Origin of the sequence: Brevundimonas sp. (genome assembly GCF_032017145.1) — a bacterium.
In the GTDB taxonomy this organism is placed as follows: Bacteria; Pseudomonadota; Alphaproteobacteria; order Caulobacterales; family Caulobacteraceae; genus Brevundimonas.
Genome location: NZ_DALZQC010000118.1, coordinates 1 through 9460, shown reverse-complemented (window position 1 = coordinate 9460; position 9460 = coordinate 1). Strand labels below are relative to the sequence as shown.

9 protein-coding genes and 1 tRNA gene are annotated in these 9460 nt (G+C 67.2%); 6 read left to right on the top strand and 4 right to left on the bottom strand.

What is annotated here, in order from left to right; translation table 11 throughout:
* Both RTU05_RS15345 and RTU05_RS15340 read left to right on the top strand, forming a co-directional pair.
* Positions 1-940: FTR1 family protein (locus RTU05_RS15345; protein ID WP_312599215.1), on the top strand; the 940-nt coding region annotated here is incomplete at its 5' end.
* Between the two features lie 232 nt (positions 941-1172).
* Complete coding sequence (locus tag RTU05_RS15340; protein ID WP_312599214.1) at positions 1173-2282, top strand: Fic family protein; 1110 nt, start codon at positions 1173-1175, stop codon at positions 2280-2282.
* Positions 2283-2398: 116 nt separating this feature from the next.
* Here the strand turns inward: RTU05_RS15340 and arsH are convergent, their stop codons facing one another.
* The 3 genes from arsH to RTU05_RS15325 form a co-directional block, all read right to left on the bottom strand.
* Complete coding sequence (arsH, locus tag RTU05_RS15335) at positions 2399-3154, bottom strand: arsenical resistance protein ArsH (protein ID WP_035307546.1); 756 nt, start codon at positions 3152-3154, stop codon at positions 2399-2401.
* Between the two features lie 471 nt (positions 3155-3625).
* Positions 3626-3700: transfer RNA gene (locus RTU05_RS15330), tRNA-Gly, on the bottom strand.
* Between the two features lie 119 nt (positions 3701-3819).
* Positions 3820-4602, bottom strand: coding sequence for an SDR family oxidoreductase (locus RTU05_RS15325; protein ID WP_312599213.1), 783 nt, complete (start codon positions 4600-4602; stop codon positions 3820-3822).
* A gap of 55 nt (positions 4603-4657) precedes the next feature.
* Between RTU05_RS15325 and RTU05_RS15320 the strand changes: the two genes are divergently transcribed.
* The gene (locus RTU05_RS15320) at positions 4658-5056 is read left to right on the top strand and encodes a YkvA family protein (protein ID WP_312599212.1); all 399 of its coding nucleotides are present in this window, start codon (positions 4658-4660) and stop codon (positions 5054-5056) included.
* A 195-nt stretch (positions 5057-5251) separates the two neighbouring features.
* On the opposite strand, the gene RTU05_RS15315 is transcribed toward RTU05_RS15320, so the two are convergent.
* Entirely contained in the window at positions 5252-6253 is a 1002-nt protein-coding gene (locus tag RTU05_RS15315; protein ID WP_312599211.1) for an NADPH:quinone oxidoreductase family protein, read from the bottom strand.
* A gap of 144 nt (positions 6254-6397) precedes the next feature.
* Between RTU05_RS15315 and RTU05_RS15310 the strand changes: the two genes are divergently transcribed.
* From RTU05_RS15310 to RTU05_RS15300, 3 genes are all read left to right on the top strand, one after another.
* On the top strand, positions 6398-7267 hold the full coding sequence (locus tag RTU05_RS15310; protein WP_312599210.1) for an isoaspartyl peptidase/L-asparaginase: 870 nt from the start codon (positions 6398-6400) through the stop codon (positions 7265-7267).
* Positions 7268-7318: 51 nt separating this feature from the next.
* Complete coding sequence (locus RTU05_RS15305) at positions 7319-7744, top strand: type II toxin-antitoxin system PemK/MazF family toxin (RefSeq protein ID WP_312599209.1); 426 nt, start codon at positions 7319-7321, stop codon at positions 7742-7744.
* A 243-nt stretch (positions 7745-7987) separates the two neighbouring features.
* Positions 7988-9460 (top strand): pitrilysin family protein (locus tag RTU05_RS15300; RefSeq protein WP_312599208.1); only part of this gene is annotated, 1473 nt, incomplete at its 3' end.

Sequence of the window (9460 nt, the reverse complement as noted above, 5' to 3'; positions counted from 1 at the left end):
CGCCTTGCTGCGGCGGGTCGAGACGGCCATGACCGACCTGCGCGTCTCGATCAGCAGGGGCGCGCCGGCCCAGGAGGTCGCGGACCGGGTCGCCCGCGCGAACGCCCTGCTGGACACGGCCGAACGCGCACTCGCGCCCCAGGAGGCGGACAATCTCGCCAGCTTCCTCGGCGCCTTCACCATCCTGCTGCGCGAAGGTCTGGAAGCCATCCTCATCGTGGTGGCGATGATCGCCTTCCTGAGGAAGGCCGAACGGCCCGAGGTGCTGCGCTACGTCCACGGCGGCTGGGTGGCCGCGCTGGTCGCCGGCGGCGCCACCTGGGCGGCCGCGACCTTCTTCATCTCCATCAGCGGCGCCAGCCGGGAGCTCACCGAAGGATTCGGCTCGCTCCTGGCGGCCGTGGTGCTCGTCTCGGTCGGCATCTGGATGCATGGGAAGTCGCACGCCGACGCCTGGCAGACCTATATCCGCGACAAGCTCTCCCACGCGCTGTCGAAGCGGTCGGCCTGGTTCCTGTTCCTGCTGGCCTTCATCGTCGTCTATCGCGAGGTGTTCGAGACCATCCTCTTCTATGCGGCGATCTGGAGCCAGGGCGGCCATCTCGGCATGCTGGCCGGCGCCCTGACGGCGGTGGCCATCCTGGCCGTGGTGGCCTGGGCCTTGCTGGCCTACAGCATGCGCCTCCCGATCGGCCGGTTCTTCTCGCTGAGCTCGATCCTCATGGCCATCCTGTCGGTCGTCCTCGTCGGCAAGGGCGTGGCTGCGCTGCAGGAGGCGGGCTGGCTCGATGTCCATCCGCTGGAGTGGATCCCCCGCATCGAGATCCTCGGTCTTTATCCGACGGTCGAGGGCGTCGCCGTTCAGCTTCTGACGATTGCTATCCTCGTGGTCGGCTTCTCCCGGCATGCGGCGCCGAAGGGCGCGCGCCCAGCCTCTTGAGCGGGCGTCTCCGCCTGAGGCCCAACTGCGACCCGTTGGCAGGGTTTCGGAGCTGCTTGGGCGCCGATAGCCGCGCAGTCCGCGGATACCCAAGGTGCGGGGCCGCAGCCGATAGCGTGCGGAGACCACCCTTGGTGCGGAGATTAGGCGCCCTATTCTCCGCACTTCGCGCGGAGAATAACCTTGCTCTTGCGGCGAATAGCGCCCATATTCTCCGCAAGGAGTGCGGGGAATGGCGCAATACATCCATGAGATCGAAGGCTGGCCGCGTCTGGACTGGCGCGCTGACGCGCTTGCCGATCGCCTCGCAGCCGTCCGTCATCGCCAAGGCCTTCTGCTTGGCCGGATGCACACGCTCGGCTTCGACCTCCGCGCTGAAGCCGTCCTCGAGACCCTTACCGAAGATGTCCTGAAATCCAGCGAAATCGAAGGCGAGCTGCTCGACAAGGATCAGGTGCGATCCTCCATCGCCCGCCGCCTCGGCATGGATATCGGGGCCCTCGCCCCCGCGGATCGCAACGTCGAAGGCGTCGTCGAAATGATGCTCGACGCGACCCAGAACTTTGCGTCTCCGCTCACCGAGGAACGGCTGTTCGGCTGGCACGCCGCCCTGTTTCCGACCGGACGCAGCGGCATGACGAAGATCGTCGTCGGCGCCTGGCGCAACGAGAGCTCCGGCCCGATGCAGGTCGTCTCGGGCCCCTTCGGACGAGAGCGCGTGCACTATGAAGCGCCGCCCGCCGCCCGTCTGCAGGACGAGATGCGCGCGTTCCTCGACTGGTTCACTGACGAGCCGCGGACGGATCCGGTCCTCAAGGCCGCGATCGCCCACCTGTGGTTCGTGACCATCCACCCGTTCGACGACGGGAACGGCCGGATCGCCCGGGCGATCGCCGACATGGCGCTCGCCCGTTCCGAGAAAAGCGCCCAGCGGTTCTACAGCATGTCCGCCCAGATCCGGCTGGAGCGCAAGGACTACTACGCGACCCTGGAGACGACCCAGAAAGGCGCGCTGGACGTGACCCTCTGGCTGGACTGGTTCCTCGGCTGCCTCGATCGCGCATTCGACGGCGCGGAAACCACCCTGACCCATGTGATGCGCAAGGCGCGCTTCTGGGAGGCGCTCGCAGGTCAGACGTTGAGCGAGCGCCAGAGCACGGTCATCAACCGGCTGCTCGACGGCTTCGAAGGCAAGCTCACCTCGACCAAATGGGCGGCGCTGACGAAGTCCTCGCCCGACACGGCCTTGCGCGACATCAAAGATCTGGTGGACCGGGGCATCCTCGTGAAGGATGACGGCGGGGGACGCAGCACAAGCTATTCTCTGGTCGATCGAGGATAAGCGCCTCCCCATGGCGCCGGCGAGGCTCTGCGCCGTGCGGCTCCACTGAAGACCCTGCCTCGACAGGGAGGATCGCAATTCGCCAGTTCTGGCGCGTTACCGCCAAAAACGCAGCCTCAGGCCTGGCGTGCGATAGCAATGGCCGAGAGGTCGGACGCGGCATCCACCAAAACTCCGGCCGCCTTGCGCTCCGAATAGCGGTCCACGAGCTGAACGGCGTGGGGCCGGACCAGGATGGTGAAGCGCACCAGTTCCTCCATCACATCGACAATCCGCTCATAGTAGGCCGAGGGTTTCATCCGGCCGGCCTCGTCGAATTCCTGGAAGGCCTTGGCCACGCTCGACTGGTTGGGGATGGTGACCATCCGCATCCAGCGGCCCAGAAGGCGCAGAGTGTTGACGGCGTTGAAGCTCTGGGACCCGCCCGACACCTGCATGACGGCGAGCGTCCGGCCCTGGGTCGGGCGCATGCCGCCCAGGCTCAACGGCAGGTGATCGATCTGCAGCTTCATCAGTCCGGAGACCTGGCCGTGCCGCTCCGGGCTGCACCAGACCATGCCCTCCGACCACAAGGCGTGTTCGCGCAACTCGCGCACCGCCGGGTGGTCGTCGTCGCCGGGCGCGCCCGGCAGGGGCAGGTCGGTGGGGTCGAAGATGCGGGTCTCGCATCCCATTTGCTGCAGCAGGCGGGCCGCTTCCTCGACGCAGAACCGCGAATACGACCGCTCGCGCAGCGATCCGTACAGGAGAAGGATACGCGGCGCCGGCTCGGTCGGGCCCAGTCCACGGGCGGGATCGGCGGACAGATAGGCCGCGTCCAGAGCCGGCAGATGATCCGGGTCCGGCAGCGAGCGCAGGCGGGTGAAGGTCATCACAGGTCCTTGGTCAGACAGGCGGCCGACGCCGGCCAGACGTCCGCGAAGTCCGACGTGCGGACGAGCGATAGACCGGGCCGGTCCTATTAAGGTCACTACAGGACGGTGAACAGCAATCGCTCGGGACCGCGCCGAGACCGCGACACCCTGACCGTCGCCAAACCCCGCGGGATCCTTCAGAGAGTCAAAGGCGGCGGTTGACGGATACGAGGCAAGAAGCTGCGGGCAACAACATTCCAAGGCACTATTTTCCCGTGACCTGCTCGCGGGTCGATCTCCGCAAAAATTAGTTCGGTGTTTTCAGCAGATTTCAGGGGCCTTCACCGCAATGCGCCATGCCAATGGACAGGCGAGCGCTCGCCAGCAAAAGATTTTTGGTAGCGGTGTGGTAGCGGCGTAAAAAATAGGGTGGGCGATCCCGTTGGGATCGCCCTGCCATAACCTATTGATTGCCTTGGCAATCTCGACTGGAGCGGGCGAAGAGATTCGAACTCTCGACCCCAACCTTGGCAAGGTTGTGCTCTACCCCTGAGCTACGCCCGCAATCCGTAAGGCGCTACGTGTGCGCCCCGTCGAGGAGGGGGCGTATAGCGGAGGGTTGATCGGTCCTGCAAGAGTGAATTTGCAAAAAACGACCAGCCCCTGCGCTCGCCCCCTGCGCCTCAGCGCGGCGCCAGTCGGATGGCCCCGTCCAGGCGGATGCATTCGCCGTTGATATAGACGTTGCGGGCCAGCTCCAGCACCAGCGACGCATAGTCCGCAGGCGTGCCCAGGCGGCTGGGGAAGGGGATGGCGGCGGCCAGGCTGTCCTGAACCTTCTGGTCCATGCCGGCCATCATCGGCGTCCACATGATGCCGGGCAGGATGGTATTGCAGCGCACCCCCTCCTGGGCCAGGTCGCGGGCGATGGGCAGGGTCATGGCGTAGACGCCGCCCTTGGACGCCGAATAGGCCGCCTGTCCGATCTGGCCGTCCTGAGCCGCCACCGAGGCGGTGTTGACGATCAGGCCGCGCTCCCCGTCCGTCATCGGCTCCAGCGTGACCATGCCCGCCGCCGACTGCGACAGGACGCGGAAGGTGCCGAACAGATTGACGCGAACCGTGCGCTCGAACGCCGCCATGTCATGAGCGCGGATTTCGCCGGTGTCTTTCTTGCGCGACACGGTCTTCTGGCCCGTGGCGATGCCGGCGCAGTTGACGGTCAGACGCTCCTGACCGTGGGCGGCGCGGGCCTTTTCGAAGGCCGAGGCGACCGAGGCGTCGTCGGTCACGTCCACCTTGCAGAAGACGCCGCCGATCTCCCTGGCGATCTCTTCGCCGCGCTCTTCGTTCAGATCGAACAGGGCGACCTTGGCGCCGGTGGCGGCGATGGCGCGGGCCGTGCCTTCGCCCAGCCCGGAGGCCCCGCCCGTGACCACCGTGGCGATGCTGCTGTCGAGTTTCATCCTGATCGTTCCTATATTAGGTTGAACCTGAGTTTCGATTGAGGATTTAGCGGCCATGACCGCCAAAGCCAAACCCGCCGATCCCGCCGACGCCATCGACCCCACCAAGGCGCTGGTCCCGTCCGTGGTCAAGGTGAACGAGGTGCGCGTGACCAAGGGCTTCTGGCCCAAGATCCGGCGCACCGCCGCCCGCATCCCCTTCGCGGACCAGGCCCTGGCCGCCTGGTATGCGGCGCGCGATCCTGAGACGCCCCTGCCCGCCAAGGGCATGATCTTCGCCGGCCTGGCCTATTTCGTCATGCCCATCGACGCCATCCCCGACATCTTCGCCGGCATCGGCTACACCGACGACGCCGCCGTCATCGCCGCCCTGATCGCCACCCTGGGCGCCAACATCAAACGCCGCCACCGCGATCAGGCCGAAGAGGCGGTGCAGCGGCTGAAGGCGAAATGAAGGTCCTCCACCGAGAAGCGTAGCGGAACGGGGGAGGGGGACCGCGAAGCGGTGGAGGGGGCGAAGGCGCGCGCTGCGCCGGCCGTTTTATATCCAGCCCGCTTCCGCCCCCTCCACCACGCGGTGCCTGTCCTCGGGCTCGCCTTTCGCGTGACCCGGGGGCGCGGTCCCCCTCCCCCGCTGCGCGAGGGAGGATCAGCTCTCGACCGTCACCACGATCTTGCCCATGGCCTGGCGGTCGCCGAGCGCCTGGATGGCCTCACCGGCCTTTTCCAGCGGATAGGTCCTGGACACGCGCGGCTTGATCTTGCCGTCGGCGTACATCTGCATCAGTTCGGCCATGTTGGCGGCGTGGCCCTTGGGGTCGCGCGCCACGGCCGCGCCCCAGAAGACGCCGATCACCGACACCGACTTCAGCAGGGTCAGGTTCAGCGGCAGGGACGGAATGCCCGCCGGGAAGCCGACCACCAGATACCGCCCGTTCCAGTCCATGGCCCGCAGCGCCGGATCGGCGTAGTCGCCGCCCACCGCGTCATAGACCACATCGGCCCCGTCGCGGCCGGTCGCCAGCTTGAACTCGCCCGACAGCTCCTTCTGCGCCGCCCGGTCCATCGGACCGGACGGATAGATCAGGCCGTTGTCGGCCCCCAGGTCCAGGGCGAACTGCACCTTGTCGTTGGTCGAGGCGGCGGCGACCACGCGCGCGCCCATCGCCTTGCCCAGTTCGACGGCGGCGGCCCCCACGCCCCCGGCCGCGCCCAGCACCAGAAGCGTCTCGCCGGCCTTCAGCTGCGCCCGGTCCTTCAGCGCATAATAGCTGGTGCCATAGGTCATGATCAGGGCCGCCGCCTCTTCGAAGCTCATGGCCTCGGGGATGGGGACGACCGTCTCGGCCCGCACCGCCAGTCGTTCGACCAGGCCGCCCCAGCCGGGCACGGCGATGACGCTGTCGCCCTTGCTGACGCCCTTCACGCCCTCGCCGATCGCCTCGACCACGCCCGCCACCTCGCCGCCCGGCGAGAAGGGGCGTTCGGGCCGGAACTGGTATTTGTCCGCGATGATCAGGGTGTCGGGGAAGTTGATCCCCACCGCCTTGACCTCGATGACGACCTCGCCGGGCTTGGGCGTGGGATCCAGCACCTCCTCCACGACCAGGGTTTCGGCACCGCCGGGGGTCTTGGACAGAACAGCGCGCATCAAAGTTTCCTTTCTTGGCCTATCGCGCTTTGCGCTGCTTGAGGCCGTTTTCCCTTGGCCGACATGGCGCGGCCTTCATCGCGACGCTAAACAGCGCCACGCCCGATTGAAAGAGGCGACGAAACCAGGCTCAGGAAGACCCCCATGACCGCCCTCATCCTCCACGGCGGCGCCGGCGCCCGGCGCGAACGCAACTATGACGCCGAGGTCGTGCATATGCGCCAGGTGGTCGAGGCCATGAAGGCCCGCCTCGACGCGGGCGACAGCGCCCTGGACGTCGCCACGGCCGCCGTCGTCATGCTGGAGGATTCTGGCTTGTACGTCGCCGGCAAGGGCGCCTCGCCCAACCTGGCCGGCGCCTATGAGCTGGACGCCAGCATCATGGACGGATCGACCCGCCGCGCCGGATCGGTCGCCGCGCTCCAGGGCTTCCGCAACCCGGTCGTCGCCGCCCGCGCGGTGATGGACAAGACGCCGCACGTCATGCTGGCGGGCGAAGGCGCGGCTCTGTTCGCCCACGACCAGGGGCTGGAGATGATCGCCGACGAGGCCGCCTGGTTCACCGGCGCCGGCAAGGGCGAGGACAATCATCCGCCCGGAACCCTCGGCCACGGCACGGTCGGCGCCTGCGTGCTGGACAGCCAGGGCCGTCTGGCGGCCGCCACCTCGACCGCGGGCGTCTTCGGCAAGATGCCGGGTCGTGTGGGCGACACGCCGATCCCCGCCGCCGGAACCTGGGCCGACGATCGGGCCGCCGCCTCCTGCACCGGCCAGGGCGAGTATTTCATCCGCGTCGCCGCCGCCGCCCAGGCCGCCTGGCGCGTGGCCGCCGGACAGACCCTGGGCGACGCGACCCAGGCCGTGATCGACCAGATCGGCGCCATGGGCGGCGACGGCGGCATGATCGCCCTGGACGCCGCCGGAAACATCGCCGCCCCCTTCAACAGCCAGGGCATGAAGCACGCCTGGCTGACCCCCGCCGGCGAGATCGGCGTGCGGGTCTTTCCCGACTGACGAAACACACGCCAGGATTGACGAGATCGCCCCGATGGGCGAACCCAGGCCATGGCGATCCGCGAACACCCCAAGATCGGTACGATCCTGATGTGCGATTTCGACAGCGGTTTCACGCCGCCGGAGATGGTCAAGCGCCGACCGGTCGTCGTCGTCAGTCCCAAGATCGTCGCCAGGCCAGGCCTTTGCACGGTCGTTCCCTTGTCAACCACGGCGCCTGACCCGGTGATGCAGTTTCACTGTCAGATCGACCTGCCCGATCAGCTTCCCGACTGGCTCGACAAAACAGGTGTATGGGTCAAGGCCGACATGATGGCCGCCGTAGCCTTATCGCGGCTCGACTTTATCCGGCTGGCCAAAAGCGCTCAAGGCCGACGCGAATACTGCTTCGCGACCGTAAGTAGCGAAAATTTGAGAAGAATACGGGGTTGCATTCTCGGAGGATTGGGCTTGTCACACTTGACAAAATGCCTCTGACCCTATAGATCGACAACCGTTGGCGGCTCTCGCTTCGGCGATCCGCGTCTAAGACCTCGCAAGAGGCCGTCGTGCAGCTCCGGGCGAACGCAAGCTCTTTGCACGGCGTAGAAAGCCTCGCCTCGGCGGGGCTTTTTCATTTTCGGAGAGCAGGCTCGCGCTTCATTACATCTCGGTAAGGTGCAAGACGGCCAATCGCTGGTAGGGTCGCCGCGCCCGGCGTTCCGGGCTTCGGAGCCCCCCATGAATTTCCGCCTGACCGCCACGCTCAAAGCCGGGGCCGCCGCCTCGGCCCTCATTCTCGGCCTCGCCGCCCCCGCCTTCGCCGAAACCGCGCCCGCCGCCGCAACGGTGCAGGCGCCGCAGGGCGTGACCGTGCCCCCGCTGGGCTTCACCAAGCGCGTGCTGGCCAATGGGCTGGAGGTCTATACGGCGCGCGACGCCGACACATCGAACGTGACGGTCCAGGTCTGGTACAAGGTCGGCTCCAAGGACGATCCGGCCGGTCGCTCGGGCTTCGCCCACCTGTTCGAACACCTGATGTTCAAGTCCACCAGGAACCTGCCGCCCGAGACCTTCGACCGGCTGACCGAGGACGTGGGCGGATCGAACAACGCCTTCACCGCCGACGACACCACCGCCTATTTCGAGACCGTGCCCGCCAACCATCTGGAGCGGATGCTGTTCGCCGAGGCCGAGCGCATGGGCTCGCTGGTCGTGGACGAGCCGACCTTCGTCGCAGAGCGCGACGTGGTGAAGGAGGAATATCGCCAGCGCATCCTGGCCAATCCCTATGGTCGGCTGTTCGGCCTGTTCGTGCCGGAAACCATCTATCAGGACAGCCCCTATCGCCGCCCCGGCATCGGCTCGATCGAGGAGCTTGAAGCCTCGTCGCTGGACGACGTGCGCCGCTTCCACGCCACCTACTACCGGCCCGACAACGCCTATCTGATCGTGGCGGGCAACTTCGACCAGGCCCAGCTGGATCGCTGGGTCGACCAGTATTTCACCCCGCTGAAGAACCCGACCACGCCGATCCCGGCCAACCATGTCGTCGAGCCCGAGCCGACGGGTCCGCGCAACGTCACCTATTATGCGCCCAACGTGCCGCTGCCGGCCGCCGTCGTCGCCTGGCCCACGGTCAAATACGCCGACGCCGACCGCGCGGCCCTGACCGTTCTGGACGGGGTGCTGTCGACCGGCGAATCCAGCCGTCTTTATCGGTCGCTGGTCTATGACAAGCAGATCGCGGCCCAGATCGGCTCCACCCCCGACTTCGCCCAGCAGGCCGGCAATCTGTCGGCCCTGGCCATCATGGCCCAGGGTCACACGGCCGAGGAGGGCGTCGCCGCCCTGAACGAAGAAATCGCCAAGCTGCGCGACGTCCCCGTCACCGCCGAGGAGCTGGCCGAGGCCAAGAACGAGATCGTCGCCAACACCCTGCGCAGCCGCGAGACGGTGGACAACCGCGCCACCGCGCTTGGCTTCTCGCTGATCAACACCGGATCGGCCGAGGCCGCCGACCAGGAGGTGGCCCAGATTCAGGCCGTCACCGCCGCCGACATCCAGCGCGTCGCCCGCAAATATCTGACGCCGCAACGCCAGTCGACGATCACCTTCCTGGCGGCAGACGACAACAACCCCGCCTCGGTGCAGAAGATGAACGTGGACGCCCCGGTCAAGGTCGCCGACCTGGCCCCGGCCGGCGAGCCCGCC